Genomic DNA, 25,648 nt, shown 5'->3' on the forward strand with positions numbered 1-25,648 from the left:
CTCCACTCGTCAGTACTGCACGTCCTGGCCGGCCCGGCGACGGATCACGGTGACCTCGTCGCGTTGGCTGCCGGTCGGGCCGAGGTAGTTGAAGGCGAACGAGAGCTGGGCGTAGCCGCCGATGAGGTGGGTCGGCTTGACCAGGACCCGGGTCAGCGAGTTGTGGATGCCGCCGCGGCGGCCGTTCGCCTCGGACCTCGGGACGTTCACCACGCGTTCCTGGGCGTGGTAGACGAACACCGTGCCGGCGGGCATCCGGTGGCTGACGATCGCACGCAGCACCATGACCCCGTTGCGGTTGACGGCCTCGACCCAGTCGTTGTCCCGCACGCCGATCGCCGCCGCGTCCTGCTCGCTCATCCAGACCACGGGCCCCCCGCGGGACAGCGAGAGCATGAACAGGTTGTCCTGGTACTCGGAATGGATCGACCACTTCGAGTGCGGGGTGAGGTAGCGGACGGTCACCGAGGCGCCGTCGGCCCCGAGCTCACCGGGCCGGCTCTCGCCGAACAGCCGGGACATGTCCAGCGGCACCCGGTAGATCGGCAGCGCCTCGCCCATCTCGTGCATCCAGTCGTGGTCGAGCAGGAAGTGCATCCGCCCGGTCAGGGTGTGCCAGGGCTTGGACCGCTCGACGTTGACGGTGAACGGCGCGTACCGGCGCCCGCCGGTCTCGCTGCCCGACCACTCCGGGCTCGTGATCACCGGGACGGGCCGGGCCTGGGTGTCGGCGAAGGTGATCCGCTTCTCCTCGCTGCCCTCGGCGAGGTCCGCCAGCGGGGTGCCGGTGCGCCGCTCCAGATCCCGGAAGCCCTGGACGGCGAGGCGGCCGTTGGTCGTGGCGGACAGCGCGAGGATCGCCTCGGCCATCTTGGCGTCGGTGTCGATCGCCGGGCGACCCTCGGCGGCCCCGCCGAGCATCACCCCGTTCTTCGCGGCGAGATAGCCGATCTCCTCGTCCGGGTGGTAGGTGACGGCCTTGGTCGTCACCCCGAGCCGGTCGACGAGGGGACCGACGGCGGCCATCTTCTCCGCCACCGCGGGATAGTCCCGCTCGACGACGACGAAGTTCGGCATGGTGCGCCCGGGCACGGGCTCGCATTCGCCGGCCCGCCAGTCCCGCACGCGTCCGCCGGGCTGTGCCGTCTCGCCGGGGGTGTCGTGCTGCAGCGGCACCGCCACGACGTCGCGGCGCACGCCGAGGTGGGTGCGGGCGAGCTCGGAGAAGCGCCGGGCGATGGCGTGGAAGGCGTCGAAGTCGGTGCGGGACTGGAAGGGCGGGTCGATCGCCGGGGTGAAGGCATGGACGAACGGGTGCATGTCCGTGGTGTTCAGGTCGTGCTTCTCGTACCAGGTGGCGGCCGGGAGCACGACGTCGGAGAGCAGGGTGGAGCTGGTCATCCGGAAGTCCAGGGACAGCAGCAGGTCGAGCTTGCCCCCGGGCGGCTCCTCGTCGCGCCACACGATGTCGCGCGGGCGCCGGTCCGGGCCCGCCTGCTCGGCGTTCACGCTGTGGTGCGTGCCGAGCAGGTGCTTGAGGAAGTACTCGTCGCCCTTGGCCGAGGACCCGAGGAGGTTGGCCCGCCACAACGTCAGGCACCGCGGCCAGTTCCCGGGAGCGTCGGGGTCCTCGATCGCGAACCGCAGCGTGCCGTCCCGCAGCCGGCGCACCACGTGCTCGGCGACGTCCTCGTCCCCGGCGTCGTCCGCGAGGTCGAGGGGATTGCGGTCGAACTGGGGGTAGGACGGCATCCAGCCCAGCCGGGCGGACAGGGCGACGGTGTCCATCGTGTGCAGGCCGGCGAGCTTCCCGTCGGCCAGCGGCGAGGTCAGCACGTCGGCCCGGTAGCCGTCGTAGCGCCACTGGTCGGTGTGGGTGTACCAGTACGCGGTGCCGATCATCTGGCGCGGCGGGCGCTGCCAGTCGGTGGCCATGGCCATCGTGGCCCACCCGGTGACGGGGCGGCACTTCTCCTGCCCCACGTAGTGCGCCCAGCCGCCGCCGTTGCGGCCCATCGACCCGGTGAGCATGAGCAGCGCGAGCACGGCGCGGTAGGTGGCGTCGCCGTGGAACCACTGGCAGATCCCGGCGCCCATGATGATCATGGTGCGGCCGTGGGACTCCTCGGCGTTGCCGGCCATCTCCCGGGCGACGCGGACGACCTGCTCGGCCGGCACCGAGGTGATGGCCTCCTGCCAGGCCGGCGTACACGGTTCGTCGGCGTCGTCGTAGCCCGACGGCCAGACGCCGGGCAGCCCGTCGCGGCGCACCCCGTACTGGGCCAGCATCAGGTCGAAGACCGTGGTGACGAGCCGCCCGGCGACGCGGCGCGTGGGCACCCCGCGGCGCAGGACGCCGGGGGTACCGGCCGGGTCGTCGAAGCGGGGCAGCAGGACCTCGGCGGCCTGGCCGTCGAGCAGGGTCAGCTGCGGGGCGACCTCGCCCAGGTCGAGGTTCCAGCGGCCGGCGCCGGAGTCGGTGTAGCGGAAGCCCAGCGAACCGTTCGGCACGACCGGATTCCCGGTCCGGCCGTCGACGAGCACGGTCTTCCACTCCGCGCCCTCGCCGGTGTCCCCGAGGTCGGCGGCGGTGAGGAACTTGCCCGGGACGTACGCGACGCGCCCGTCGTCCGTGGGGTGTTCGGTGAGGGTGACCAGGAACGGCAGGTCGGTGTGGCGCTGCACGAAGTCGACGAAGAACGGCACCCGCCGGTCGACGAAGAACTCCCTGAGCACGACGTGGCCCATGGCCATCGCGAGCGCGCCGTCGGTGCCCGGCTGCGCGGGGAGCCACGTGTCCGCGAACTTCGTGTTGTCGGCGTAGTCGGGAGAGACCACGACGACCTTCTGCCCCTTGTACCGGGCCTCGGCCATCCAGTGCGCGTCCGGGGTGCGGGTCACCGGGACGTTCGAGCCCCACATCACCAGGTACGTGGCGTTCCACCAGTCCCCGGACTCCGGGACGTCGGTCTGGTCGCCGAACACCTGCGGCGACGCGACCGGCAGGTCGGCGTACCAGTCGTAGAACGACGTCATCGCCCCGCCGACGAGCTCGATGAACCGGGACCCCACGGCGTGCGACACCATCGACATCGCCGGGATGGGCGAGAACCCCGCCACCCGGTCCGGGCCGTACGTCGTGATCGTGTGCACGTGGGCGGCGGCGACGATCTCCGTCGCCTCCTCCCAGGAGACCCGCACGTGCCCGCCCTTGCCGCGGGCGGACTGGTAGCGGCGGCGCTTCTCCGGGTCCCCGGTCACCTCGGCCCACGCCGCGACGGGGTCCCCGAGGCGGGCCCTGGCCTCGCGGTACATCTCGACGAGCACCCCGCGGGCGTACGGGTAGCGCACCCGCGTGGGGGAGTAGGTGTACCAGGAGAACGCCGCCCCGCGCGGACAGCCGCGCGGCTCGTACTCCGGCGAGTCCGGTCCGACCGACGGGTAGTCGGTCTGCTGGGCCTCCCAGGTGATGATCCCGTCCTTGACGTAGACCTTCCACGAGCACGAGCCGGTGCAGTTCACCCCGTGCGTGGACCGGACGACCTTGTCGTGGCTCCACCGGTCCCGGTAGAACACGTCGCCCTCGCGGCCGCCCGTCTTGAACACCGCGCGCAGGTCGTCCGAGGTCGACGAGCGGGTGAGGAAGCGTCCCGTCCGCAGCAGGGCGTCCGCCGCCGGGCCGTCCGTACCGGCGTCCGCCCCGGGCTCCTCACCGACGTCGAGACTCATCGGTACCTCCGTACAGCCGAACCGACGGGATGACCTTCGCAGCTCCCGAGCCCTGCGGACCTCGGCCGATGGTCCCTCCTACGAGGACCATCGCCTCTGCTTGCGACGCCGGACGCGCGTGCACCCTCGACCGCCGGGACGTCCGGACAGCTCGGGACGATCGGGGCGATCGGGCCGGGCCGACACGAGGAGTGCATCGTGAGCACATCGGCAGCGCGTGGAGAGGCCGAGCACGGCCCCGTCGCGTCGCGGACCTCGGCGCGACCCGCACTGATGCTGACCGTCGCCACGGTCGGCTTCGTCGTGACGTTCTGGGCCTGGGCACTGCTGTCCCCGCTCGGCGCGACCCTGCGGGAGCAGCTGAACCTCAGCTCGTTCCAGCAGTCGCTGCTGGTCGCGGTCCCGGTCGTCGTCGGGTCCCTCGGGCGCATCCCGGTCGGGGCGCTGACCGACCGGCTCGGCGCCCGGCGGATGTTCCCGGTCATGGCGCTGCTGACCGTGCTGCCCGTGCTCTACCTCGGGCACCTGGCCTCGTCGCTCGCCGCCTACCTCGTCGGCGGGTTCTTCCTCGGCCTCGGCGGCACCACCTTCGCCATCGGCGTCCCCTTCGTGAACTCCTGGTACCCGCCGGCCCGGCGCGGCCTCGCGCTCGGGATCTTCGGCGTCGGCATGGGCGGAACGGCCCTCTCCTCGTTCACCACGGTGCAGCTCGCCGAGGCGCTGGGCCCGAGCTTCCCGTTCGACCTGGTGGCCGTCGTGCTCGTCGTCTACTCCGTCGTCGCCTGGCTGCTGCTGCGCGACCGGCCGGACCGGCCGGTCCCCGCGGGCACGATGGGGAACCGTCTGCGCGCCACCCTGCGCCTGCCCGCGACGATGCAGCTGTCCTTCCTCTACGCGGTCGCCTTCGGCGGGTTCGTCGCCTTCAGCGTCTACCTGCCCACCTACCTCGTCAGCGCCTACCATCTGGACAAGTCCGACGCCGCCCTCCGCACCGCCGGCTTCGTCCTCCTCGCCGTGGCCATGCGCCCGGTGGGCGGCTGGCTCTCGGACCGGTTCGATCCCGTGCCCGTCCTCCTCGCCGCGTTCGGTGCGACGACGCTGCTCGCGGTGCTGGCCGCCTTCCAGTTCCCGCTCCTGCCCGTGGAGACCGTGGTGTTCCTCGCCATGGCCGCGGCGCTGGGCGCCGGGACGGGCGCGGTGTTCGCCCTCGTCGCCCGCATGGTCCCGGCGGAGCGGGTCGGTGCCGTCACCGGCGTCGTCGGCGCCGCGGGCGGGCTCGGCGGGTTCTTCCCGCCCCTGGTCATGGGGCTCGTGTACGGGCTCACCGGCAGCTACTTCGTCGGGTTCCTCCTCCTCGCCGCCACCGCCGCGGGCGCGGGAGTGGTGAGCGGCACGGCGGTCCGGCGGCGGGCGGCCCTCGCGCACTGACGGCCGGTCCACGACCGGCCCGGACGCAATGCGTGCTGCTCGCCCGCGGAAGGAGCAGACTTGCTCGATGACGAACAAGATCAGCCTCGATGCCGTGGCGCGTGAGCAGCTGAAGAGCGCCACCACCAGTTCGGCCGGCCGCAGCGCGCAGACGGTGTACGGCGGGCACGAACACGCACTGCGGCAGACCGTCGTGGCGCTCTCCGCGGGATCCGCCCTCGCGGAGCACGACAGTCCCGGCGAGGCGACGGTGCACGTCCTGCACGGCCGGGTGCGCCTCTCCGCCGGGAGCACGTCGTGGGAGGGGCGGCGCGGTGACCTCATCGCCGTGCCGCCGGACCGGCACACCCTGGAGGCGCTCGAGGACTCCTCCGTCCTCCTCACCGTGGTCAAGGACCAGAGCGCGCCGTCGAACCGGTAGGCGGGAGCACTCGACGGAAGGAGCGCGCGGTGGGGGCAGAGCCGAGGGGCGCGGCATCCGCGTGGCCCGACCTGCGGGTCGCGGACTGGACGGACACGCGGAACACCCTGCACATGTGGACCCAGATCGTGGGCAAGATCCGGATGGCGCACGCGCCGCTGGTCAACCACTGGTGGCAGGTGACGCTGTACGTCAGCCCCCGCGGGCTGACCACGTCGTCGATCCCGTACGGCACGGGCGCGTTCGACATCGAGTTCGACTTCGTCGATCGTCGGCTCGAGGTCCGCAGCAGCGACGGCGGGACGGGCGGGTTCGCGCTGCGTCCGATGTCCGTCGCCGACTTCTACGCCGAGACGACGGCGCTGCTCGGCCGGCTGGGCGTCGAGGCGCCGATCCGACCGGTCCCGAACGAGGTGGACCCGGCCGTCCCGTTCCCCGACGACCACGAGCACGCGTCCTACGACGGCGAGGCGGCCGAGCTGTTCTGGCGGCAGCTGCTGCAGGCGAACCGCCTGATCGGAGAGTTCCGGTCGCGGTTCGTGGGCAAGGTCAGCCCCGTCCACTTCTTCTGGGGCGCGATGGACCTGGCCTGCACCCGGTTCTCCGGGCGCCCGGCCCCGCCGCACCCGGGCGGGGCGCCGAACTGCGGCGACTGGGTGATGGTCGAGGGTTACTCCCACGAGCTGTCCAGCTGCGGGTTCTGGCCCGGTGGCGGTGCGGAGGGCGCCTTCTACGCCTACGCCTACCCCGCGCCGGACGGGTTCTCCGAGTACCCGGTCGAGGCGGAGGGCGCGGCCTTCAGCCCCGAGTTCCAGCAGTTCGTGCTGCCCTACGAGGCGGCGCGTACCGCCTCCGACCCGGACCGGGTGGTGCGGGAGTTCCTGCAGAGCACCTACGAGGCGGCGGCCGAGCTCGGCAAGTGGGACCGCACAGCCCTGGAGGCCGATCCCGAGAGATGGCGGCACCGCATGGCATGAGCACCCGACGACGTCGCGCGACGCGGGGGACGGGTGCTCGGGAAACCACCCGGAGCGGGTGAGGGAATCCGTGTGACGCGGCGGGACCGTCCGGCGCCCGACGACGACGGGAGGAGCGATCCCGATGCGCACACGCGGTGCCGTTCTCCGCAAGGCCCCCGGCAAGTACGAGGTCGTGGACCTGGAGCTCGACGACCCTCGTCCCGGCGAGATCCAGGTCCGGATGGTCGCCTCCGGGCTGTGCCACTCCGACGATCACGTCGCCACCGGGGACATCCCGGCCGGCATCTTCCCGATGGCCGGCGGGCACGAGGGCGCCGGTGTGGTGACCAAGGTCGGGCCCAACACCCCCGGCTTCTCCGAGGGCGATCACGTCGTCTTCTCGTTCCTGCCCGGCTGCGGACGCTGCCGCTGGTGCGCCACCGGCCACCAGAACCTCTGCGACCTCGGGCGGTTCCTGCTCGCGGGATGCCGCCCCGACGACCCGACCAGCTTCCGGCTCTCCCTCGACGGCGCCCCGGTCGGCCAGATCGCGGGGATCTCCACCTTCTGCGAGGACACCACCGTCTCGGTGCACTCGGCCATCACGATCCCGAAGGACATCCCGCTCGAGGCGGCCTGCCTGACCGGCTGCGCGGTCGGCACCGGGTGGGGCTCGGCGGTGAACTCCGCGGCCGTCCGGCCCGGCGACACGGTGATCGTCATGGGCGTCGGCGGGGTCGGCGCCAACGCGGTGCAGGGCGCGGTGCACGCGGGCGCCTCGCAGGTCATCGCGGTGGACCCGGTGGCGTTCAAGCGGGAGAAGGCCCAGCAGTTCGGTGCCACCCACGCCGTGGAGTGGATCGAGGAGGCCGCCGAGCTGGCCCGTTCGTTCACCGACGGGCAGGGTGCGGACTCGGCGATCGTCACGGTCGGGGTGACCACGGGCGATCACGTGGCGGCCGCGTTCGCCGCGGTGCGCAAGCAGGGCACCTGCGTGGTGACCGGGCTGGGCGACATCACCGACACCGGGGTGAACATCCCGCTCGGCGAGCTCACCCTGTTCCAGAAGCGGCTGCAGGGCTCGCTGTTCGGGGAGACGTCGCCCAGCTTCGACATCCCGCGTCAGCTCGAGCTCTACCGCACCGGCGCGCTCAAGCTCGACGAGCTGGTCACCACCACCTACACCCTCGACGAGGTCGACCAGGGCTACGAGGACATGCACGCGGGCAAGAACATCCGCGGCGTGATCCGGTACTCCTGAGGTTCGCCGGTCGCGGACGCGACGTCGACGGTGCCGGCGTCCGGTGCGGGACCGGACGCCGGTACCGGGCGCGGGCGACCGGGGCGCGATGATCACCGTGTGCTGGCGGTGCCGCGGGACTGGTCCGACCTGACGCCGACGTGGATGAGCGCCGCGCTGGGGCGGACCGTCGTGCGGGCGCGCGTCAGGGACGTCGTCGACGGCACGAACGCCCGCGCGGTCGTCGAGCTGGAGTACGCGGGCCCCGCCGGGCCGCCGCGGGTGTTCGTCAAGCGGGAGGGCCGGTGGCTCAACCGGCTGGCCCTGACCGCGCTCGGCGCGCGCGAGGCCGAGGCGGACCTCGTCGCGCACGCCCCGACCCTGCCGCTGGAGCACCCCGCGTTCCACGCCGCGGCGACCGACCGCCGCCGCCTCGCCGCCGTGGTCGTCATGGAGGACGTCACGCTCCGCGGCGGGCGCCCGAACAGCGCGCTCGCGCCCCTGACCGTCGAGCAGGTCGCCGCCGGTCTGGGCGAGCTGGCACGCCTGCACGCGGCGTTCTGGGACGCCCCACTGCCGCCGTTCGTGCGTCCGTGGCGGCTCGGTCCCGCCTGGGCCCCCGTCGCCCGGGCCGGCTTCGTCCATGCCCTGCGGACGCTGCGACGGGCCGGGCACCCCCTCGACCTCGGCACCGCGGAGATCGAACGGGGGTTCCGGAGCTGGGCACGGATCGCCGCCGCCGGCCCGCAGACGCTGCTGCACGGCGATCCCCACCCCGGGAACACCTACACGGTCGGGGCCACCGTCGGCTTCTACGACTGGCAGCTGGTCCGCTCCGGCAGCTGGGTCCACGACGTCGGCTACTTCGTGACCTCCAGCCTCACCGTCGCCGACCGGCGCGAGCACGAGCGCGACCTGCTGGCCGGCTATCTCGACGCCCTCGGCCGTCGGCCAGCCGACGCCTGGCGGCTGTACCGGCGGACGCCGGTGTTCGGGCTCGGGTCGTGGTTGCAGACCTGGGCGGCGGGCACGTTCCAGCCGCCCGACGTCTGCCTCACGACGATCGAGCGCTTCGCCGCCGCCCATCACGACGCCCGGCGGGACCCGGGCTGAGATTTTCCTCGGAAGCCAGGGCCGACTGTCACATCGGGCGGGTCCGAGGCGTCTGGATGGGGAGCCCATCGCGCCGGCACGGGGGGAGCGGTGAGGTGGGCGGCCCGGCCCGCCATCGAGCGCCCTCGGTGGTGGGCCGGCGCGCGTCCGGCCGCAGTGTCCGGGTACGTCGCCGTCGGGCCGGCATGGGAGGCGCTCGCCTCACGCCTCCTGGGAGGGGGCCGGGTCCCGGTGTCCGGCCGGGTCCCGGGGGAGCCCGTCCGCCAGGCCCAGCTCGGCGAGGATCTCCGACCCGTGCTCGCCGAGCCGGGGTGCCGGCCGGAGGTCGACGCGTGCGGACCCGGCGAAGTCGACCGGGAACCGGGCGTACCGCAGCGGCCCCTCCACGGGGTGCAGCACGTCCTCGAAGGTGCCGGTGGCGCGCAGGTGCTCGTCGTGGAACAGCTGGGGCACCGTGAGCACCGGCATCGCCGGGATACCGCGCTCGTCGAACGCGGCCAGCCACTCCGCCGTGGGCCGGGTGCGGACCTCCTCCTCGAGCAGCCGGTAGAGCTCGTCGATGTGGACAGTGCGGAGGGTGATCGTGCGGAAGCGGGGGTCCGCCGCGAGCTCCGGCTTGCCGACGAGCTCGAAGAACGCCCGCCACTGCGCGTCCGTGTAGACCATGACGCCGATGTGGCCGTCGGCCGTGCGGTACGGCTTGCGGTAGGGGGAGTCCGTGCGCGCATAGCCCGCGGGCCCACGGGGCGGGTCGAAGACGTAGCCGCCCTGCTGGTCCAGCAGGGTGAACGAGACCATCGTCTCCATCATCGGCACCTCGATCGTCGCGCCCCGGCCCGTGCGTTCCCGCCGGTACAGCGCGGCGGCGATCGCGCCGACGGCCATCAGCCCGGTCGCCTTGTCGGCGACCGGCGTGCGGACGTACGACGGTCCGTCCGGCCCGCCCTGCACGGCGGCGAGGCCCGACGAGGCCTGGATGACGTCGTCGTACGCGGCCTTGTCGCGGTACGGGCCGGTACTGGAGAACCCCCGCACCACGCAGTACACGGTGCGCGGGCTGGCGGCGCGCACGTCCTCGGCGCCCAGCCCGAGCCGCGTCACCGCCTCGGGACGCATGTTGTGGACGAACACGTCGCCGGTGCGGACCAGGCTCAGCAGGACGTCCCGCTCGGACGGCCGTTTCAGGTCGAGCACGATGCTGCGCTTGCCCCGGTTCGCGGTGAGGAACACCGGGCCCAGGCCCGTGCCGTTCTCGTCGCCGACGTAGCGGACGACGTCCCCGCCGGGTGCCTCGACCTTGATGACGTCGGCACCCATCTGCGCGAGCAGCAGGGTGCAGTACGGGCCCATGAAGGTCGTGGTCAGGTCGATCACCCGCACCCCGGCGAGCGGGGCCTCCTCCGCGTCCTCGGGCGCCATGCGGTGCCGTCCCTCCTGCCGTCCGTTCCGGCTCGTCCGCCGCCCACGGTGCCGTACGGCGCCGAGAAGATCCAGGGGCCCGGCCGACCGGGCGCGAGCGTCGGGCGGCCGGCGACACCGTCGGCGTGCTGTGGAGGGGCTGTCGGGGTGCCGTTGGATCCGGGGGTGGCGTCAGGCCCGGGCGCGCAGCTCGACGCAGCAGTCGCCGTCGCGGGGGTCGAGGACGGCCCGGATCGACGGCCGCGGGTCCAGCCCCTCGATCACCCCGGAGAGGAACGCGTGGTTGATCGCGCAGACCAGCTCCGGGGCCCGGTCGGCCAACGGGTGGAACGGGCAGCTGTGCAGGCGCACGCAGCCCGGTGCCGTCCGGACCGGCTCGAACCCGTGCCGGGTCAGCAGTGCGGTCACCAGCGTCAGGGCGCGCTCGACACCGAGCCGGCCGGGACGGGCGCTCCGGCGCTCGGAGTCGCCGAGGTCCCGGCCACGCCCGGTCGCGGCCTCGAGCGCTGCCGACGGGGGCGCCACGGACGACGGCGCGGCGGACTCCGATGGGGACGAGGGTGGGGCGGACGAGGGTGGGGCGGACGAGGGTGGGGCGGACGACTCCGGCGTACCGGGGGCGAGGACGGCGGTGAGGAGGATGTCGGCGAGCAGGTCGTGCCGACGCGGCGGGATGCTGATCCGCAGGTCGGTGTCGACGGGCTCGTAGACCTTGGGGGCACGGCCGACCCTGCGGATACCCGTGGCGGACCGGTAGTGCGCGCGCAGGACGCCGGCGTCGACGAGCTTGTCGAGATGGAACGCGGCGAGCTTCCGGGAGATCCCGACCGCGGCCGCCGCCTCGTCGCGGCTCACCGGCCTGCGCTCGCCCCGGATGAACTGGTACATCCCGCGGCGCAGATCGTCGTCCAGCGCGGCCACCGCCTTGATCGCCGGGTCGACCGCCATGGGGTGACATTAGCACCGGTTTGCGCCAACGAGCCTTCCCTCAGCGGAATCGAGCGTCGTTCTCACCTGCAGGTCTTGACGGGGGCATCGGGATAAGACCAAACTTCGTTGGCGTTTTGGTGGCGTTTTCGTGGCGTTCGGGAGGCCATCATGGAGGAGCACGCCCTGCCGGCGAAGGAGCCGGTGAGCACGACGCTCGCGGGCCCGTACGGGCACCCGTTCCACCCGATCCTGGTCACCGTGCCGATCGGGGCCTGGGTCGCCAGCCTGGTGTTCGACGTCGGGTCCCACCTGGTGTCCCGGCCGGGCTTCCTGGTCGTCGGGTCGATGTGGTTGATCGGGCTCGGCGTGATCGGTGCGCTCCTGGCGGCCCTGGTGGGCACCATGGACCTGCTGGTCATTCCGACGGGGACCCGCGCGTTCCGCATCGGCATCGCCCACATGGCCCTCAACCTGGTGATCACCGCGGCGTACGTCGGGAACTTCCTGTGGCGCCGGGCCGCCGAGGCCACCGCCATGACGTCGGCGACGGCGGGCACGGCGCCCTCGGTGGGTACGGGGCCACTCGTGCTGTCGGTGGTCAGCCTGGTCGCGCTCGCCGTGTCGGGCTACCTGGGCGGGATGTTGGCCTACCGCTACGGGGTCCGCGTGGCGGACGAGGCGACCCAGTCCGAGGGGTACCGGGTCGCCACCTCCCGCACCGCCGTCCGCCGGGACGCCCGTCCGGCACCCTGAGCGCCCCGACCGCACGACCCCGCACGACCCCGCACGACCCGCGCCCGCACGGGCGCGACCTTCCCCGGCTCGGCAAGGAGGCCGACATGGGTATCGCCGCACTGATCGCCTGGGTCCTGGCCGCCGTCGGCGGCTTCGTCATGCTCGGCAGGTGGGTCGCCCACGGCGGCCTCCGGTCCTCGGGGGCCAGCCGGTTCCCGCCCGGCCTGATCCTCGGCCACTTCGGCCTGGCGGCCGCCGGCCTGGTCGTCTGGATCGTCTACCTCGTCCTCGACGCGCGCGTGCTGTCGTGGATCTCCCTGGCACTGCTGGTCGTCGTGGCGCTGCTCGGCTTCACGATGTTCCGGCTGTGGGTGCCCGCGTACCGGGCCCGCGCCGCGACGGCCACCGTCGGGACGAGGGACCCGGCGGGCGGTCCGGGGGCCGCGTCCGAGGCCGGGGCCGCGCCCGAGCCGGCCGAGTCCCACCTCCCGGTGGCCGTCGTCGGCGCGCACGGCGTGCTCGCCGTGGCGACGGTGGTCCTGGTGCTGCTCGCCGCGCTCGGCGTGCCCTCCAGTTAGGCCAGCAGGCCGCGGGCGGTGTCCCACATGTCCTGCACGATCGTGGCCGCGGGGGCGCGGCGCGCCAGCGCCGCACCCTGCCCGGCCCACTGGTTGACCGGGTCCACCCCGGCGGCGGCACCGCGCCGGAACCGGCCGACCAGCCGGCGCTGGTCGGGGTAGAGCGCGGGCAGGGGCGCCTCGGGCCGTGCCCAGGCGGTGACGAACGGCGTCGGCACGGCCCGGCCGAGCCGGCCGGAGTAGGCGCGCGTCGGGACCGACCGCTCCGGGGGCAGGTCCGCCAACGCCGAGGCCCAGTCCTCGTGGATCCCCGCCTCCGGCGACCGCAGGAGCGCCGTGCCCACCTGCACGGCGCTGGCGCCGAGGGCCAGTGCCGCGGCCACGCCCCGGCCGTCGCCGATGCCACCGGAGGCGACGACCGGGACCCGGAGCCGGTCGACCAGGTGCGGGAGCAGGGCGAGGAGCCCGACGTTCGTGTGCTCGGCGGCGGCGGGGTCGAAGGTGCCGCGGTGCCCGCCCGCCTCCATGCCCTGCGCGACGATCGCGTCGGCGCCCGCCTCCTGGGCGGCCAGCGCGTCGGACAGTGTGGTCGCGCAGGCGAACCAGGCGATCCCGCGGGCGTGCATCCGCTCGACGTAGTCCGCGTCGAACACGCCCATGATCGAGGAGATCACGGTCGGCGCGGCCTCGAGCATCGCCTCGCACTGCTCGGCGAAGACCGGGGCGGCCGCCCCCGCCTCGCCCGGTTCGCCCCAGCCGCCGAGGTACTCCTCGGCCGCGCGCAGGCGGTCGGGCGCCTCGACCGGCGGGTCCGGGATCCAGATGTTGAGTTGGAACGGCCCCGTCGAGCCGGCCCGGAACCGCTCGACCCATGCCGCGATGCGATCGGGCGGGTCGAGGACGACGCCGTCGGCGCCCATCCCGCCCGACTCGGCCACCGCGATCGCCAGCTCCGGCGGGCAGGCACCGGCCATCGGGGCCTCGAGGATCGGCAGCCGCAGGCCGAACCGGTCGCAGAACTCCGTGACACGTCGTTGCACGCCTGCCATCCGACCACAGGCCGCGGACCGCGGCAGCGGCCGGTGAGCCGTCGACCACCTTCCGGTTGGCTGACAACCGCTCCCTCCTCGCCCTGGCCGTGGGTACGCGGACGCCCGAGGGGTAGCTCGACCGTGAGGTCGAGCAGCGAGGAGGACCGTGATGCTCAGCGAGCGAGAGACCCGTGAGCTGAGGGAGATCGAGCGCTTCCTCGCCGACGACGCCGGACTGGTCGAGGCGATGCGCCGCCGGCGGCCGCCTCGGGCCCGGCCGCACGTCTCGAACTGGTTCGTGCCGGTGATCGCGGTCGCGTTGGCCGCAGCGGTCCTCTTCGCGGTGCTCGGCAGCGCGGTGGGCGCGGTGGTCTGTGCGGCGACGGTGGTGGCCGTCCTCTGCCTGGCCGCCACCCGTCCCGTCCACCACGACGGCCCTCGGAACCGGCCCTGACCACGGGCTCGCGGGTGCGGAGCGCCCACCCGGCGGCGTCCGCGGCATCGCACGATCAGGAGACGACGATGTACACACAGACCAGCGGCGACAACCGGCACGGCACGTCCGGATCCACCGGCGGACGGGACGGGACGTGGCCTGCGCGACGTCGAACCGGCTCGCCGGGCGCGGTCGCGGAGGCCCTGGTCATGGCCAGGCCGTGCACCGGCGTGCTCGTGGTGTCCCTGCACACCGCCGTGGGCGAACCGGGTTGTGAGGTCCTCGAAGGCCGGATCGCCGACGAGCTGGCCCGCGAGGCCACCTGCCGCGTGGTCGTCGACCTGCACGACGTGACGGTGCTGTCGGCCGCGGCCCTCGGCATGCTGGTGCGGCTGCGTCGCCTGACGTGGCTGCGGGACATGCGCCTGGTGCTCGTCGGCACCGGCCATCACGCGGTTCACCTGCCCCTGCAGGCCGCCGGGGTGCTGCCGCTGGTCGATACCCGGCCGACCGTGCGGAGCGCGCTCCCGGCGGCGGTCGCGGACACGGCGCTGTGAGGCTCGGCCGGCGTCGCCGGCCGAAGAGGAACGTCACGCGGACGAGGGACGAGGTGGACGAGGGTGCTCGGCGTCGTGCTCATGATCGTCGCGGCGGGTCTGAACGCCCTGGCGTCGGTACTGCAACGCCGGGCCGCGCGCGACGAGCCGGAGTCGCGGTCGTTCTCCCTCCGGATGTTCCTGGACCTGGTGCGCCGCCCCGCGTGGGTGCTGGGGATCCTCTCCATGCTCACCGGGTTCCTGCTGCACGCCGTGTCGATATCGGTGTCGCGGATCGCGCTGGTCCAGCCCCTGCTGGTGGTCGAGCTCCCCTTCACGTTGCTGCTGGCGTCGTGGATGTTCACCCTGCACCTGGGGCGGCGGGACTGGACGGCCGTCGTCCTGCAGACGGTCGGCCTGGGTGCGCTCGTGGGATGCCTGTCGCCGACCGGCGGCGACCCGGGAGCGGTGCCGGTGAGCACGTGGGCGTGGGGGATCGGGCTGACCGCGGGCGGCGTCCTGATCCTGGTCCTGCTGGGCTACCGGGCCCGCCACGAACATCGGGCCGCCTTCCTCGGGGTGGCCACGGGCGCGGCGTTCGGGTTGAACTCGTCGCTGATCGCCGGGGTGGGCGCCTCGGTCGGCCACGGTGGGAGCCTGTTCACGACCTGGCAGACCTACGCGGTGGCGGTCGTCGGGCCGGCGTCGTTCTTCCTGCTCCAGAACGCGCTCGAGGGAGGCAGCCTCGTCGCCTCCCAGCCCGGGTTCACCCTGACCAACCCGGCGGTGTCCGTGGCCTGGGGCCTGGCGGTGTTCAACGAACAGGGTCGCACCGGCTGGTTCCTGGTCGGCGCCATCGCCGGCGCCCTCCTCGTGGGCGCCGGAACGGTCCTGCTGGCGCGGTCCCCGCTGCTGGACCCCGACGCGTCGAACGAGGACGAGGGAAGCGGAGCCGCCCGCTCCTCCCCGGTCGCCGACCGCCGCCGGTAGGGCAGCCGTCAGGGCAGGGCCGGGCCCGCGACGGGGTGCCCGGACAGGCGCCACTCCAGGAAGCCGTCCCTCAGGCGCACCGCGCTCCGGCCGTGCGCGGCGAGCAGGCGGACCGCGTCGTGGGAGAACACGCACAGGGCGCCGCGGCAGTAGGCGACGATCTCCTGGTCGGCGGGGATCTCCTCGAGCCGGCCCGCGAGCTCGTCGATCGGGATCGACACCGCGCCGGGGATGTGACCGGCCGCGAACTCCGGGCCCGGGCGCACGTCGAGGACCACGGCACGTCCGTCGGCGACGCGGCGGAGCAGCTCCTCCCGGCCGATCTCCTCGGTGTCGTCCGGGCCGAGGTAGGTCCGCGCGGCCCGGCCGACGTCCGTGACGCGGGCCGCGGCCACCTCCCGCACCTGGTGCCAGAGCGCGGCGACGTCGTCGCCCGCCAGCGCGTACTCCACGGTCGTGCCGTACCGCGTGGTGGTCACCAGCCCGGCGCGTTTGAGCGTCTGCAGGTGCGCCGACGCCGTCGTCAGGCCCAGGTGGGCGGCCGCGGCGAGCTCGGCGACGCTGCGCGGGCCCTGGGCCAGCAGGTCGAGCAGCTCCAGACGCGTGCCGTTGCCGAGTGCCTTGCCGACCCGCGCGAGCTCGGCGAACAGCTCACCCTTCGCCTTCCCGTCGGGCACGGCGCCTCCTCCATGAATCCATGGAATACTGTAGCGCCTCCGGCGGGCGTGCCCTGCGGGCCGGACGCCGGGTCGTCGGGACGGGCGAGGAGGAGCGATGGTCACGCCCACGCAGGTCCGGCTCCACGCGGTCGTCGACGAGGGGCTGGGCAACTCCGCCTACCTGCTCGACCTGGGCGACGGGTCGGCGCTGGCGGTCGACCCGCCGCGCGACCTGCGCGCCCTCCGTGCCCGGGCCGAGGCCGAGGGGCTGCGGATCCGGTTCGCCGCCGACACCCACCTGCACGCCGACTTCCTGTCCGGGGCGGTGCAGCTCGCCCACGACGAGCGGGCGACGGTCCTCGCCTCGGCCGCCGGCGGGCGCCGGTTCGCGCACCGGGGACTGCGCGACGGCGAGGAGGTCGATCTCGGCGGCCTGTGCCTCACGGCGCTGGCCACCCCCGGTCACACCGATGAGCACCTGTCCTTCCTGATCTCCGACGGTCCGCGCCCGGTCGGCGTGTTCACCGGGGGATCGCTCATCGTCGGCTCGGCCGCACGGCCCGACCTGCTCGGACCGGACCGCACGGACGAGCTGGCCCGCGCGCAGTTCGCCTCCCTGCGCCGGCTCGCCACCCTGCCCGCGCCGACCGCGGTGTGGCCGACCCACGGGGCCGGGTCGTTCTGCTCCGCGCCGTCCGGGACCCGGCGCACCTCCACCATCGGGCACGAGCTGGCGACGAACGCCCTGCTGGCGCTCCCGGAGGAGCAGGCCTTCGTCGACGCCCTCCTCGGGTCGCTGGGCAGCTACCCGGGCTACTTCCGCCGGCTGGGCGAGATCAACCGGCGCGGACCGGCCGTGCTCGACGCGGCCGACGCCGGAACGCTCGCCCCGCTCCCGGTCTCCGTGGTGCGGCGCCTGCGGGCCGACGGCGCGACCCTCGTCGACGTCCGGCCGGTGATCGAGTACGCGGCCGCGCACGTGCCCGGGTCCCTGTCCATCGCGCTGCGCCCCCAGTTCGCGACCTGGCTGGGCTGGGTCGTCCCCGCGGACGGCGCCGTCGTGATCGTCCGTGGCCCGGAGCAGGATCCCGCCGACGTCGTCGGGCCCGCCCTTAACATCGGGGTCGACCGCCTCGCCGGGGAGCTCGCCGGCGGGCTCGCCGCCTGGCCCGCGGCCGGGCACGAGACGGCGAGCACCCGGATCCTGCGCCCCGACGACCTGCCGGTCCCGGGCAGGGCCGCGGGCAGTGGGCGGCGCCGCGTCCTCGACGTCCGTCAGACCGCCGAGTACGCCGCCGGACATCTGCCCGCCGCCCACCACGTCGAGCTCGGCGCCCTTCCCCACCGCGCCGCCGACCTGCCCGCGGAGCCGACGGCGGTCATGTGCGGGCACGGCGAACGCGCCGCCACCGCCGCCGGCCTGCTCGAACGGGCCGGGCACCACGACCTCGCCGTGGTCGTCGGCGGGCCGGGGGACTGGGCCGACCTCACCGGAGGAGTGCTGGTCACCGGGACCGACGACGGGGACGACGGGGCCGACGGGGCCGACGGGGCCGACGGGGCCGACGGGGCCGACGGGGCCGACGAGACCGGTGCGCCCCGGACCGCGTCCCGCGGGCGGACCCGCGCGTGAGGTCCTCCACGACAGGGGCGCCCATCCGGCTCGGCCTGCGCGAGAACCTCGGCCAGTTCATGCTGCTCGCGCTGGTCAACCTGCTGGTCGGCGGCATGGTCGGTCTCGAGCGCACCGTCACCCCGCTCGTCGGGGCGCAGGTCTTCGGGCTGGGCGACCTCACGATCGCCCTGTTCGTGATGGCCTTCGGGCTCACCAAGGCCGTGACCAACCTCGTCGGCGGCGCGGTCGTCGGCCGCTTCACCCGCAGGAAGGTGCTGATCGCCGGCTGGGTCGTCGGGCTGCCCGTGCCCTTCCTGCTGGCCCTCGCCCCGAACTGGTGGTGGGTGATCGGCGCGAACGTGCTGCTCGGCGTCAACCAGGGCCTCACCTGGTCGATGACGGTCAACATGAAGATCGACCTGGTCGGTCCGGCACGGCGCGGGCTCGCCCTCGGGATCAACGAGACCGCCGGCTACCTCGGCGTCGCCGTGACCGCCCTGGCCACCGGCTACCTCGCGACCGCGTACGGGCTCCGTCCCGCACCCGAGCTGCTCGGCGCCGTGTACGTCGTCGCCGGGCTCGCCCTCAGCGTCACCCTGGTCCGGGACACCACCGCCCACGCCCGCCTCGAGGCCGAGCAGCAGCGGGCGAAGGCCGGCGCCGGGACGGGCGGACCCGGGGTCGCGGCGCTCGGGCTGGGCGCGATGTTCGCCGAGATCACCTGGCGCGACCGGAGCCTGGCCTCGATCAGCCAGGCCGGCCTGGTCAACAACCTCAACGACGGCCTGACCTGGGTGCTGCTCCCCGTCCTGCTCGTGCAGGCCGGGGTGACGGTCGGCGGCGTCGGGATCGTCAAGGCGCTCTACCCGTTCATGTGGGCCGTCGGCATGCTCGGCACCGGCCACCTCGCCGACCGCATCGGCCGCAAGATCCCGGTCGTCACCGGCATGGCGATCCAGTCCCTCGGACTGCTGACCTTCGTCGTCGGCCTGCCCCACGCCTTCCTCGCCGGCATCGTCGGGGCGTTCCTGCTCGGCGTCGGCACCGCGCTGGTCTACCCGGCCCTGCTCGCCGCGGTCAGCGACGGGGTCGATCCCGGCGTCCGCGCCGCCGCCCTCGGCGGCTACCGCTTCTGGCGCGACACGGGCTACGCCGTGGGCGCGCTCGTCGGCGGCGTCACCGCGGCGCTCGCCTCCCTCCAGGCCGCCGTCCTCGTCGCCGCGGCCCTCACCGCCGCCTCCGCGCTGTGGAGCCAGTTCGCCATGCGTGACCACCGCCGCTCCGGCGGGTGACCACGGCGCCGGACGCCGTCGGGCTCCGGGGCGTCGGCGGCGGCCGGCCCGGACGCAAGGCCCGGGCCGGGCCGCCGGGGTCAGCCCGCCATGGCGGCGAACATGCCGGGCTCGTAGGAACCCGCCGGGGTGCGCGCGATGACGTTCATCCGGTTCGCCGCGTTGACCAGCGCGACGAGGCAGACGAGCGCGGCGACCTGGTCCTCGTCGTAGTGCGCGCGCACCCGCGCCCAGGTCTCGTCGGACACACCCTCGTGGGCGTCGGCGAGGCGGGTGCCCTCCTCCGCGAACGCCAGCGCAGCCCGCTCGGCCTCGGTGAACACGGTGGCCTCGCGCCAGGCGGCGACCAGGTTGAGCCGGACCGGGTCCTCACCGGCGGTCGCGGCGTCCTTGGTGTGCATGTCGGTGCAGAAGCTGCAGCCGTTGACCTGGCTGGCGCGCAGCGACACCAGCTCCTGGACCGCCTTCGGCAGCGGCGACCCGTGGACCACCATCGCGGCGTTGGCGAACCGCCGGCCGAACTTCGCGGCCAGCTCGTTGTGGAACAGGTCGATCCGGGCGTCCATGATCTCGTCCTCCCTCGTGGTGCTGCACGTGTCGGACACCAGATGCCGGCGGCCCGGAGCGTGTGACAGGGCGAGGATGTGACGTGGCTCATGGCGGCGAGGTGTCACGGATCGGCGGTGCCCGGCGTCTGATGCCGACAGAGCCGGCCGAGCGTGAACAGGAGGCGCCCATGTCGTCGACCGTCCCCACGGACCGCGGCGGGAGCACGGGCCGAGCCGCGACCGAGGCCTTCCTCGCCCACCGCAACCTGCTGTTCACCGTCGCCTACGAGATGCTCGGCTCGGCCGCCGACGCGGAGGACGTCCTCCAGGAGACCTGGCTGCGCTGGGCGGACGTCGACCTCGACACGGTGCGGGACCGGCGGGCGTACCTCGTCCGGATCACCACCCGCCAGGCGCTCACCAGGCTGCGCACGCTCGGCCGGCGCAAGGAGTCCTACGTCGGCCCGTGGCTGCCGGAGCCGCTGCTGACCACGCCCGACGTGGCCGAGGACGTCGAGCTGGCCGACAGCGTCTCGATGGCGATGCTGCTGGTGCTGGAGACGCTCGCGCCGACCGAGCGGGCGGTGTTCGTGCTGCGCGACGTCTTCGACGTCGGCTACGACGAGATCGCGGAGGCGGTCGACCGGAGTCCCGCCACGGTCCGCCAGATCGCGCACCGGGCGCGGGCCCACGTCGCCGCGCGCCGGCCGCGGGAGGTCGTGTCCCCGGCGGAGACCCGGGGCGCGCTCGACGCGTTCCGGCGGGCGGTCGAGACCGGGGACCTGCAGGGCCTGCTCGACGTCCTCGCCCCCGACGTCGTCCTCGTCGGCGACGGCGGCGGGGTCAAGCAGGCCGTGCTGCGGCCCGTCGTGGGGGCGGACAAGGTGGCGCGGCTGCTCAGCGCCGGGACGGGCCGGGTCGACGGGGCGGTGTCCCTGCACCCGGTGCAGGTCAACGGGCACCCGGCGCTGGTCCTCCGGCTCGACGGCGAGCTCGACAGCGTGGTGGCGGTGCGCATCGACGACGGCCTCGTCACCGGGCTCTACGCCGTGCGCAACCCCGCGAAGCTGTCGCACATGGAGCGGGAGACCGCGCTGCGCCGCTGAGCCGAGCCGAGCCGTGGCGGGCCGCCCGTCGGACGCGGTCACCCCGGCCACGGAACCGGTCCGCGACGCGGTCCTGCGCCACACTGGACGGGTGGACCGTCCCGCCTTCGTGCTGCACGACCACCGCCGGCCGCGGCCGCACTTCGACCTGCGGCTGGAGGAGGACGGGGTGCTCCGGTCCTGGGCGGTGCCCCGCGGGCTGCCCGACGACCCGCGGCGCAACCGGCTGGCCGTCAGCGTCCCCGATCACGACCTCGACCACCTGGGCTACACCGACGAGGACAAGTCCATCGCCGACACGGGCTGGTGGGAGGAGCACGACCGGGACGACCGGCGGATCGTCTTCACGCTGCACGGACGCACCGGTTCGCGGCGCTACGCCCTGATCCACACCGGTCAGGACTGGTTGCTGCACCTGACGAAGGACCAGCCCTGACCCGACATGGCCGGGCGGGGAGCGGGTAGACCCGGTGGCGGGAGGTGGTCACATGGCTCCGGTGCGGGAAGACCGGACGGCCGCCGGGCACGACGCCGCGAAGGCCCGCGAGGCCATGGTGGCGCGGCTGCGCGCCGGCGGGATCACGGACCGGCGGGTGCTCGCCGCGATGGGGGAGGTGCCGCGCGAGCGCTTCCTGCGACCCGACCTGGCCGGCGAGGCCTACGGCGACCACCCGCTCGACATCGGACGCGGCCAGACGATCTCTTCGCCGTGGATCGTGGCGTTCAGCGTGGCCTCGCTGCAGCAGCCGCCGTCGGCGCAGGTGCTGGAGATCGGGACCGGGTCGGGCTACGCGGCCGCCGTGCTGGCCCGCTGCGTCGGCCAGGTGGTGACCGTCGAGCGCGACCCGGTGCTCGCCGAACGGGCCCGCGCGCTGCTCGCCGAGCTCGCCCCGGGCGTGGAGGTGCGGACCGGGGACGGGACGCGCGGCGCCCCGGACCGCGCGCCGTTCGACGGCGTCGTGGTGACCGCCCTGGCCAGCGGGACGATCCCGCCGGACCTGGTCGACCAGCTCGCCCCGGGCGGGACGATCGTCTGCCCGGTCGGCGACCACCGCGTCGGCACCCTCGTCCGCTACCGCGACGGCCGCACCGAGCACCTGGCCGACGTCAGCTTCGTCCCGCTCGTCCCGGACAGCCCCGACCGCTGATCACAGCGGGGGCGCCCGCCGACGAGGGTGACACCTCCCCGGCTGACGGCCAGGATGCGGCCATGGACATCTCGGCCGAGGACGTGCTCGCCGTCCACCAGCTCTACGGGCGACAGAGCCATGCGATCGACTCGGGCAGGGCGGCGGACTGGGCCGCGACCTTCACGGCGGACGGCGAGTTCCACTCGCCGAGCTATCCCGAGCCGGCCGTCGGGGCGGCCGAACTGACCGCGTTCGCCGAGCGGTTCCACGCGGGTTTCCTGGAGTCCGGCGAGGTGCTGCACCACGTCATCAGCACGGTCGACGTGACGCCGGTGGGGTCGGACACCCTGACCTCCCGCGCCTATCTGCAGATCGTCGGCACGCCGACGGGCCGGCCGTCCCGGCTGCACCGCCTCACCACCGTCGTGGACGACATCGTCCGCACCCCGTCCGGCTGGCGGATCGACCGCCGCACCGTCCTGCGCGACCCCTGACCCGCGACGGCCGGTCCGGTTCTCCGCCCGCATCCCGCGGGGCTACCTCGGCTCCCAGGACCCGGCGGCGCTGGCCGCGGAGCCCAGCGGGATGAAGGGCGGGACCCGGACGAGACGCTGCTCATCGACGAGGACCGCGTGCGCGCCGACGCCGCGACCTGGGGCCGGATCCCGCGCAGCTACGTCAGGCTCACCGGGGACCGGGCGCTGCCGCCCGCCCTGCAGGACCGCTACATCGCCGAGGCGGACGCCCTCACTCCGGACAACCCGTTCTACGTGCACGAGATCGCCACGAGCCACCTCGGCGTCCAGGTGCACCCCGAACCGCTCGCCGACGTCCTGCACGCGGTCCTGACCCGCTGACCTGCCCGGCCCGGATTGGCCTGGTGGAACGGCGGCGGATCGGCCATCGGAGAAGGCCGCCCCGGGGTGCATCCTAAGGCGGCAAGGACCGACAGGAGGAGCGACCGCATCGTGTACGTGCCGACCCACTTCGCCCCCGCCGACGAGGACGTGCAGCAGCTGCTGGACCACCACGGCGCCGCGGACCTGATCACCCACGGCCCGGACGGGCTGGAGGCGACGATGCTGCCGTTCGTCTACGACCGTGAGGGCGGCCGGCTGCTGGGGCACTTCGCCCGCAACAACGACCACTGGAGGCGCGCCGACGGGCGGCAGGGCCTGGTGATCGTCCGCGGCCCGGACTCGTACATCAGCCCGACCTGGTACGCCTCGAAGGCCGAGCACGGGCGCGTGGTCCCCACCTGGAACTACATGACCGCCCACGTCCACGGCACCGTGACCGTGCACGACGACGTCGACTGGCTCGCCGACGTCGTGCGGCGGCTGACCGACCTGCACGAGGCGGACCGGCCGGGCCGGTGGCGCGTCGAGGACGCCCCGGAGAAGTACTTCCGCGGCCAGCTGCGCGCCATCGTGGGCGTCGAGGTCCGCATCGAGCGCGTCGACGCGAAGTTCAAGCTCAGCCAGAACCGGCCGGCAGCGGACATCGACGGCGTCGTCGACGGCCTCCGCGCGGTCGGCGACGCCCGCGGCGCGGAGGCGGTGGCCGCCCACCGACCGTGAGCTCCGGCGAGACGATCGAAGCGGGCGGGGTGCCGGCCGGCGCGCTGAACATCGTGCACGGGACCGGGCCGGTCGTCGGCGAGGCGATCGCCGGGCACCCGGCCGTCGACATGGTGTCGTTCACCGGCTCCACGCGCGCCGGGAAGCGCGTCTCGGTCGTCGCCGCCGACACGATCACGCGCGTGGCGCTGGACCTCGGCGGCGCCGCCCGACGATCTTCGCCGGGGTCGAGCCCGACGCCGTCATCGCGCAGGAGGAGATCTTCGGCCCGGTGCTCTCGGTGATCCCCTACGCCTCCGAGGAGCAGGCCGTGGAGATCGCGAACAACACGGTCTTCGGCCTGGCCGGCGCGGTCTTCGGCGAGCCCGACCACGCCCTCGCGGTCGCCCGGCGGCTGCGGACCGGCCAGGTCGACGTCAACGGCGGCAAGGTCAACATGCTCGTCCCGTTCGGCGGCTACAAGCAGTCCGGCAACGGCCGCGAGCTGGGCCGCTACGGCCTGGAGGAGTTCCTCGAGACGAAGTCCATCCAGCGCTGACGGCGTCACGCACCGTCGAGGCCGTCCGGGCACCCGGGGCGGCCTCGACCGGTCTCCGGGCTGCGTCCGACGCGGTCCGCAGCCGCCTGCCTGTCGCCGAGCGTCCGACCGGGGGACCTCCGACACCTGCTTCCGCACTCCTTGTCGCCGCCGCCGAGGCGGCGCAACGACGGATAGGCACTGCCGCGGCACCGGCGTAGCGTCGAACGCCGCGCTTCTTCGCGCCGCGGCGATCACCACAGCGAACAGGACACCGCCGACGCCACTCGGAGTTCCGATGACCATCAACTTCACGATGTCCGACGAGCAGAAGAAGCTGCAGCACGAGGTACGCGCCTTCGCGGAGAACGTCCTCCGGCCGGTCGTGGCCGAGGCCGACGCCGAGCGCGACCCGCTCGTCGGCTTCCAGAAGACGAAGCCGGCCTACGTCGAGGCGTACAAGGCCGGGATCGCGATGTGCATGCTGCCGAAGGCCTACGGGGGCGGCGGGGTGTCGTGCGTCGACCTCACGGTCGCGGCCGAGGAGCTCTGCGTCGTCGACCCCGGCTTCGCCTGCACGGTCCTGTGCAACGGCCTCGGGCTCATGCCGATCGCCTGGTACGGCACGGAGGCACAGAAGGAGAAGTTCCTGAAGGCGGCGACCTCCGACCCGACGGGGGAGTACCTCGGCGGGTGGACGGCCAGCGAGCCGCCCGGCAACCCCGCCGGCACCGCGAACTTCGACATCCCGCTGCCGCGCCCGGCCGGGGTCGGCCTCCTCGCGGTCCGCGACGGCGACGACTTCGTCGTCAACGGCCGCAAGTACTGGCCGTCGTCGGCGGGCTGGGACGAGCGGGGTGTCAACGCCGGCACCCTGATCGTGCGCTCCGACCCCGACAAGGGCGGCACCGAGGGGCTGTCCGCGCTGATCCTGGAGCGGGACACCCCCGGCGTGACCTACCGGACCCTCGACAAGACCGGGCACCGCCTCGCGTCGAACGCCGAGATCGTCTTCGACGACGCCCGCATCCCGGCCGCGAACCTGCTGCCGGGGGCCGAGGGCAACGGCGACCTCGTGATCAACCGCAACTTCGCCTGGTCCGGACCGATCGCGGCGATCGCGGCGGTCGGCATGGCGCGGGCCGCCTACGAGATGGCGCTCGACTTCGCCCGGGGCAACACGGCCGGCGCGCTGAAGCCGATCATCTCGTTCCAGAACGTCGGCTACGTGCTCGGCGACGTCGCCGCGAAGATCGAGATGGGCCGCTACTTCTCCTGGCGGGCGGCGGACTACCTCGACAAGCACGACCAGCACGCCGAGCTGGTCGGCGCGATGAACAAGATCCAGGTCACCGAGATGATGTTCGACTGCGTGTACAAGTGCATGCAGATCGTCGGGGTGAACGCCCTGGAGACGAAGGCCGGCTTCGGCAAGATCCTCCGCGAGGCGGCGGTGCTGCCCATCTACGACGGCGGCAACATGGGCATGCAGCGCCGCCGCGTCCACGGCGTCCTCGCCGACCCGCTCTTCAACCCGCGGGCGATCATGGAGGACGAGTACGTGAAGTTCGAGAAGCACCACGAGGCGATCGACACCGTCGTCGTCTGACGCGCGCCCACTCCGGCCCCGCCACGTCCGGCGGGGCCGGGGCGGGG

General features: G+C 73.9%; 27 protein-coding genes. 21 read left to right on the plus strand and 6 right to left on the minus strand.

Going from position 1 to position 25,648, the window contains the following annotated elements; all coding sequences use genetic code 11:
- Positions 1-9: 9 nt before the first annotated feature.
- Positions 10-3,729 carry a nitrate reductase subunit alpha gene (locus LWC33_RS21875; RefSeq protein ID WP_233306298.1) on the minus strand — a complete coding sequence of 1,240 codons (3,720 nt, stop codon included), beginning with the start codon at positions 3,727-3,729 and terminating at the stop codon, positions 10-12.
- Positions 3,730-4,002: 273 nt separating this feature from the next.
- On the opposite strand from LWC33_RS21875, the gene LWC33_RS21880 reads away from it, so the two are divergent.
- From LWC33_RS21880 to LWC33_RS21900, 5 genes are all read left to right on the plus strand, one after another.
- Positions 4,003-5,157 carry an MFS transporter gene (locus LWC33_RS21880; protein WP_233306354.1) on the plus strand — a complete coding sequence of 385 codons (1,155 nt, stop codon included), beginning with the start codon at positions 4,003-4,005 and terminating at the stop codon, positions 5,155-5,157.
- Positions 5,158-5,224: 67 nt separating this feature from the next.
- A complete protein-coding gene (locus LWC33_RS21885; protein WP_233306299.1) occupies positions 5,225-5,578 on the plus strand; it encodes a cupin domain-containing protein in 354 nt (117 codons plus the stop codon).
- Positions 5,579-5,607: 29 nt separating this feature from the next.
- On the plus strand, positions 5,608-6,555 hold the full coding sequence (locus tag LWC33_RS21890; RefSeq protein ID WP_233306300.1) for a DUF5996 family protein: 948 nt from the start codon (positions 5,608-5,610) through the stop codon (positions 6,553-6,555).
- A gap of 124 nt (positions 6,556-6,679) precedes the next feature.
- A complete protein-coding gene (locus tag LWC33_RS21895) occupies positions 6,680-7,798 on the plus strand; it encodes an NDMA-dependent alcohol dehydrogenase (RefSeq protein WP_233306301.1) in 1,119 nt (372 codons plus the stop codon).
- Positions 7,799-7,897: 99 nt separating this feature from the next.
- On the plus strand, positions 7,898-8,890 hold the full coding sequence (locus tag LWC33_RS21900) for a phosphotransferase (protein WP_233306302.1): 993 nt from the start codon (positions 7,898-7,900) through the stop codon (positions 8,888-8,890).
- Between the two features lie 201 nt (positions 8,891-9,091).
- Here the strand turns inward: LWC33_RS21900 and LWC33_RS21905 are convergent, their stop codons facing one another.
- Together LWC33_RS21905 and LWC33_RS21910 are read right to left on the minus strand one after the other, a co-directional pair.
- Positions 9,092-10,309: a CaiB/BaiF CoA transferase family protein gene (locus LWC33_RS21905; RefSeq protein ID WP_233306303.1), complete on the minus strand. Its 1,218-nt coding sequence runs from the start codon at positions 10,307-10,309 to the stop codon at positions 9,092-9,094.
- A gap of 171 nt (positions 10,310-10,480) precedes the next feature.
- A complete protein-coding gene (locus LWC33_RS21910) occupies positions 10,481-11,257 on the minus strand; it encodes a helix-turn-helix transcriptional regulator (protein ID WP_233306304.1) in 777 nt (258 codons plus the stop codon).
- A 150-nt stretch (positions 11,258-11,407) separates the two neighbouring features.
- Between LWC33_RS21910 and LWC33_RS21915 the strand changes: the two genes are divergently transcribed.
- On the plus strand, positions 11,408-11,992 hold the full coding sequence (locus LWC33_RS21915; protein WP_233306305.1) for a DUF2231 domain-containing protein: 585 nt from the start codon (positions 11,408-11,410) through the stop codon (positions 11,990-11,992).
- Between the two features lie 86 nt (positions 11,993-12,078).
- The gene (locus LWC33_RS21920; protein ID WP_233306306.1) at positions 12,079-12,552 is read left to right on the plus strand and encodes a hypothetical protein; all 474 of its coding nucleotides are present in this window, start codon (positions 12,079-12,081) and stop codon (positions 12,550-12,552) included.
- Here LWC33_RS21920 and LWC33_RS21925 read toward each other — a convergent pair.
- The gene (locus LWC33_RS21925; protein ID WP_233306307.1) at positions 12,549-13,601 is read right to left on the minus strand and encodes an NAD(P)H-dependent flavin oxidoreductase; all 1,053 of its coding nucleotides are present in this window, start codon (positions 13,599-13,601) and stop codon (positions 12,549-12,551) included. The two genes, LWC33_RS21920 and LWC33_RS21925, sit on opposite strands and share 4 nt — an antisense overlap.
- Before the next feature lie 151 nt (positions 13,602-13,752).
- Here LWC33_RS21925 and LWC33_RS21930 point away from each other — a divergent pair, with 151 nt between their 5' ends.
- The 3 genes from LWC33_RS21930 (at position 13,753) to LWC33_RS21940 (ending at position 15,545) form a co-directional block, all read left to right on the plus strand.
- The gene (locus LWC33_RS21930; protein WP_233306308.1) at positions 13,753-14,037 is read left to right on the plus strand and encodes a DUF3040 domain-containing protein; all 285 of its coding nucleotides are present in this window, start codon (positions 13,753-13,755) and stop codon (positions 14,035-14,037) included.
- A gap of 68 nt (positions 14,038-14,105) precedes the next feature.
- Positions 14,106-14,576, plus strand: coding sequence for an STAS domain-containing protein (locus tag LWC33_RS21935; RefSeq protein WP_233306309.1), 471 nt, complete (start codon positions 14,106-14,108; stop codon positions 14,574-14,576).
- Between the two features lie 63 nt (positions 14,577-14,639).
- Positions 14,640-15,545, plus strand: coding sequence for a DMT family transporter (locus LWC33_RS21940; RefSeq protein ID WP_233306310.1), 906 nt, complete (start codon positions 14,640-14,642; stop codon positions 15,543-15,545).
- 8 nt (positions 15,546-15,553) lie between these two features.
- Here LWC33_RS21940 and LWC33_RS21945 read toward each other — a convergent pair whose 3' ends face one another.
- Positions 15,554-16,222, minus strand: a complete 669-nt coding sequence (locus tag LWC33_RS21945) for an ArsR/SmtB family transcription factor (protein ID WP_233306312.1) — start codon at positions 16,220-16,222, stop codon at positions 15,554-15,556.
- A gap of 97 nt (positions 16,223-16,319) precedes the next feature.
- On the opposite strand from LWC33_RS21945, the gene LWC33_RS21950 reads away from it, so the two are divergent.
- Positions 16,320-17,837, plus strand: coding sequence for an MBL fold metallo-hydrolase (locus tag LWC33_RS21950; RefSeq protein WP_233306313.1), 1,518 nt, complete (start codon positions 16,320-16,322; stop codon positions 17,835-17,837).
- Positions 17,834-19,111, plus strand: coding sequence for an MFS transporter (locus LWC33_RS21955; protein WP_233306314.1), 1,278 nt, complete (start codon positions 17,834-17,836; stop codon positions 19,109-19,111). Before LWC33_RS21950 ends, LWC33_RS21955 begins: the two co-directional genes overlap by 4 nt.
- Before the next feature lie 80 nt (positions 19,112-19,191).
- Here the strand turns inward: LWC33_RS21955 and LWC33_RS21960 are convergent, their stop codons facing one another.
- Complete coding sequence (locus LWC33_RS21960; protein WP_233306315.1) at positions 19,192-19,677, minus strand: carboxymuconolactone decarboxylase family protein; 486 nt, start codon at positions 19,675-19,677, stop codon at positions 19,192-19,194.
- 170 nt (positions 19,678-19,847) lie between these two features.
- On the opposite strand from LWC33_RS21960, the gene LWC33_RS21965 reads away from it, so the two are divergent.
- The 9 genes from LWC33_RS21965 (at position 19,848) to LWC33_RS22000 (ending at position 25,601) form a co-directional block, all read left to right on the plus strand.
- Positions 19,848-20,765 carry an RNA polymerase sigma-70 factor gene (locus tag LWC33_RS21965; protein WP_233306316.1) on the plus strand — a complete coding sequence of 306 codons (918 nt, stop codon included), beginning with the start codon at positions 19,848-19,850 and terminating at the stop codon, positions 20,763-20,765.
- A 91-nt stretch (positions 20,766-20,856) separates the two neighbouring features.
- Positions 20,857-21,201 (plus strand): DNA polymerase ligase N-terminal domain-containing protein, encoded by a 345-nt coding sequence (locus tag LWC33_RS21970; RefSeq protein WP_233306317.1) that lies wholly within the window; start codon positions 20,857-20,859, stop codon positions 21,199-21,201.
- A 52-nt stretch (positions 21,202-21,253) separates the two neighbouring features.
- Positions 21,254-21,913: a protein-L-isoaspartate O-methyltransferase family protein gene (locus LWC33_RS21975; RefSeq protein ID WP_233306318.1), complete on the plus strand. Its 660-nt coding sequence runs from the start codon at positions 21,254-21,256 to the stop codon at positions 21,911-21,913.
- Positions 21,914-21,975: 62 nt separating this feature from the next.
- On the plus strand, positions 21,976-22,389 hold the full coding sequence (locus tag LWC33_RS21980) for a nuclear transport factor 2 family protein (protein ID WP_233306319.1): 414 nt from the start codon (positions 21,976-21,978) through the stop codon (positions 22,387-22,389).
- 138 nt (positions 22,390-22,527) lie between these two features.
- Complete coding sequence (locus LWC33_RS21985; protein WP_308190983.1) at positions 22,528-22,752, plus strand: hypothetical protein; 225 nt, start codon at positions 22,528-22,530, stop codon at positions 22,750-22,752.
- 111 nt (positions 22,753-22,863) lie between these two features.
- Entirely contained in the window at positions 22,864-23,475 is a 612-nt protein-coding gene (locus tag LWC33_RS21990) for an FMN-binding negative transcriptional regulator (RefSeq protein WP_233306320.1), read from the plus strand.
- Positions 23,472-23,759, plus strand: a complete 288-nt coding sequence (locus LWC33_RS36715) for an aldehyde dehydrogenase family protein (RefSeq protein ID WP_443719890.1) — start codon at positions 23,472-23,474, stop codon at positions 23,757-23,759. Before LWC33_RS21990 ends, LWC33_RS36715 begins: the two co-directional genes overlap by 4 nt.
- Positions 23,735-24,013 (plus strand): aldehyde dehydrogenase family protein, encoded by a 279-nt coding sequence (locus LWC33_RS36720; RefSeq protein WP_443719895.1) that lies wholly within the window; start codon positions 23,735-23,737, stop codon positions 24,011-24,013. Before LWC33_RS36715 ends, LWC33_RS36720 begins: the two co-directional genes overlap by 25 nt.
- A gap of 277 nt (positions 24,014-24,290) precedes the next feature.
- Positions 24,291-25,601, plus strand: a complete 1,311-nt coding sequence (locus LWC33_RS22000; protein WP_233306321.1) for an acyl-CoA dehydrogenase family protein — start codon at positions 24,291-24,293, stop codon at positions 25,599-25,601.
- Positions 25,602-25,648: the final 47 nt, after the last annotated feature.

The organism is Pseudonocardia terrae, assembly GCF_021343995.1.
GTDB classification, from domain to species: domain Bacteria; phylum Actinomycetota; class Actinomycetes; order Mycobacteriales; family Pseudonocardiaceae; genus Pseudonocardia; species Pseudonocardia terrae.

Bases quoted from the DNA above. Each gene is read 5' to 3' on its own strand.
- LWC33_RS22000 (WP_233306321.1), top strand. From the start codon at position 24,291: ATGACCATCAACTTCACGATGTCCGACGAGCAGAAGAAGCTGCAGCAC.
- LWC33_RS21895 (WP_233306301.1), top strand. From the start codon at position 6,680: ATGCGCACACGCGGTGCCGTTCTCCGCAAGGCCCCCGGCAAGTACGAG.
- LWC33_RS21980 (WP_233306319.1), top strand. From the start codon at position 21,976: ATGGACATCTCGGCCGAGGACGTGCTCGCCGTCCACCAGCTCTACGGG.
- LWC33_RS21930 (WP_233306308.1), top strand. From the start codon at position 13,753: ATGCTCAGCGAGCGAGAGACCCGTGAGCTGAGGGAGATCGAGCGCTTC.
- LWC33_RS21950 (WP_233306313.1), top strand. From the start codon at position 16,320: ATGGTCACGCCCACGCAGGTCCGGCTCCACGCGGTCGTCGACGAGGGG.
- LWC33_RS21910 (WP_233306304.1), bottom strand. From the start codon at position 11,257: ATGGCGGTCGACCCGGCGATCAAGGCGGTGGCCGCGCTGGACGACGAT.
- LWC33_RS21960 (WP_233306315.1), bottom strand. From the start codon at position 19,677: ATGGACGCCCGGATCGACCTGTTCCACAACGAGCTGGCCGCGAAGTTC.
- LWC33_RS21920 (WP_233306306.1), top strand. From the start codon at position 12,079: ATGGGTATCGCCGCACTGATCGCCTGGGTCCTGGCCGCCGTCGGCGGC.
- LWC33_RS21915 (WP_233306305.1), top strand. From the start codon at position 11,408: ATGGAGGAGCACGCCCTGCCGGCGAAGGAGCCGGTGAGCACGACGCTC.
- LWC33_RS21880 (WP_233306354.1), top strand. From the start codon at position 4,003: ATGCTGACCGTCGCCACGGTCGGCTTCGTCGTGACGTTCTGGGCCTGG.
- LWC33_RS21975 (WP_233306318.1), top strand. From the start codon at position 21,254: ATGGCTCCGGTGCGGGAAGACCGGACGGCCGCCGGGCACGACGCCGCG.
- LWC33_RS21905 (WP_233306303.1), bottom strand. From the start codon at position 10,309: ATGGCGCCCGAGGACGCGGAGGAGGCCCCGCTCGCCGGGGTGCGGGTG.
- LWC33_RS21885 (WP_233306299.1), top strand. From the start codon at position 5,225: ATGACGAACAAGATCAGCCTCGATGCCGTGGCGCGTGAGCAGCTGAAG.
- LWC33_RS21935 (WP_233306309.1), top strand. From the start codon at position 14,106: ATGTACACACAGACCAGCGGCGACAACCGGCACGGCACGTCCGGATCC.
- LWC33_RS21875 (WP_233306298.1), bottom strand. From the start codon at position 3,729: ATGAGTCTCGACGTCGGTGAGGAGCCCGGGGCGGACGCCGGTACGGAC.
- LWC33_RS21925 (WP_233306307.1), bottom strand. From the start codon at position 13,601: ATGGCAGGCGTGCAACGACGTGTCACGGAGTTCTGCGACCGGTTCGGC.
- LWC33_RS21965 (WP_233306316.1), top strand. From the start codon at position 19,848: ATGTCGTCGACCGTCCCCACGGACCGCGGCGGGAGCACGGGCCGAGCC.